Genomic DNA, 1,120 nt, shown 5'->3' on the forward strand with positions numbered 1-1,120 from the left:
GCTTATGCCGTGCAAGCAAATGGGTTTGTTTGATTCAATATAAACAGACTTGAAATGAGAGAATCTTACAATATTCGGGACTCTCATTCAACATACAAAACAGTGAATTATCATTATAAATCAATAGCTTGCCACCAGCTCATAAGCTTACGAAACAAACCTTCATGAGAGAGATCAGATACATTGCTGTCTTTCTCTAAATGTTCATCATCATGCATCATTCTGCCATCCATGAGGTACTCTCATATTCCGTTCTGCCGCTATAAGCTGGTCGCTTTTGTATTTCTTTTGGTGGTTTGTATGAAATACACATTAGTCCAAAGGCATCTGCCCCATGACTGGACCAATCATGCTCTGCTCCCAAGCCAATATTACGCTTCTCATCCCATTTCTCGTGACACCAGTTCAGTGCCTTACGTCCTGCTACTGTCGTCTTCTCATTAAACCAAACAGAAGGCAAAACACGGCGGACTGTTTCTATACGTATCTTAACAGCCCCTGCTCCCTGATTAGGGATAAATTTTGTTTGAAAGCCTGCCTGTTTAAGAGCGCTCTCAAAACTCACATTGTGCACACGGTCTCTGGTCGCACCATCATGGGGGAGAACCATCAATGCCTTCTCATAACCGTTTTGACGCAACCAACCGATATGTTCCGATAAAGGCTGCCCCTGTGCTTCGTAATAATCAAGCACTCTAATTTTTCGCCCCACAAATTGCGCTATCCATATCGCTGTTGCATCTGCCTTGGCGCCCGTACCCCCAATGTCCCCAAAAGCACGTATTTGCATTAAAGGATCACGAGCAACACGCCCTATCCGCCCCTCTTGCTCGGCTGCCAACATTTCCTTTTGATAATAAGCGCCTTGAACCGCTGTAAGATAAGCCCCTTCCCAGATATGCTTATAGGTCTCTGGACGGTTTCTCAGATCATCAAGCCGCGCTTCATTCAAGATTTTCGGAAACTTCGGATTGTCTGTTCAAGATATTGATTTATAATGATAATTAACTGTTTTGTATGTTGAATGAGAGTCCCGAATAACGTAGGATTCTCTCATTTCAAAGCTGTTTATCTTGAATCAATCAAAATCACTCATTTGCACATAACAAGTGGGATGAGT

The 1,120-nt window shown here is 42.9% G+C and carries 1 pseudogene; it reads right to left on the minus strand.

From position 1 onward, the window contains the following. Positions 1 to 217: 217 nt before the first annotated feature. Positions 218 to 979, minus strand: a pseudogene (locus ACFINE_RS09805) (PBSX family phage terminase large subunit); the annotation flags it as partial. Between the last annotated feature and the right edge of the window lie 141 nt (positions 980 to 1,120).

Origin of the sequence: Bartonella sp. AA97HXZ, assembly GCF_042196985.1 — a bacterium.
Lineage (GTDB): Bacteria > Pseudomonadota > Alphaproteobacteria > Rhizobiales > Rhizobiaceae > Bartonella.